Below are 363 nucleotides of genomic sequence, written 5' to 3'. Positions count from 1 at the left end.
TGAGCAGGGATTTTGGCTCACTCGCCGATCCTGTGGGGTGCCAGAAGTCGGCCTGAGCCTGTGACCTGGGGCGATGCGCCGGCGCGGGGCCGGCCGCATGATGGTCAACTATGTCCGTACGCCTGCTGTACCTGATCCTCGTTCGGGTCTGTAGCTGGCTGGTTCTCCTCGGCCGCTCGTCGGCGTCGAAGAACATCGAGTTGCTGGTGTTGCGGCATGAGGTCGCGGTGCTGCGCCGTACCCAGCCCAAGCCCCGGTGGGACTGGGCGGACCGGGCGGTGCTCGCCGCCCTGATCCGACTTCTCCCCAAGGCACTGCGAGCGCACCGGCTGGTCACTCCCGGCACCGTCCTACGGTGGCACC

General features: G+C 67.8%; 1 pseudogene. It reads left to right on the top strand.

Annotated features, from left to right (window positions below):
* Nucleotides 1–110 precede the first annotated feature (110 nt).
* Nucleotides 111–363: pseudogene (locus FMEAI12_RS35995) on the top strand (transposase); the annotation flags it as partial.

Origin of the sequence: Parafrankia sp. Ea1.12 (assembly GCF_900465275.1) — a bacterium.
Lineage (GTDB): Bacteria > Actinomycetota > Actinomycetes > Frankiales > Frankiaceae > Parafrankia > Parafrankia soli.
The sequence above is the reverse complement of the archived record's forward strand: the minus strand, read 5'-3'. Positions and strand labels throughout refer to the sequence as shown.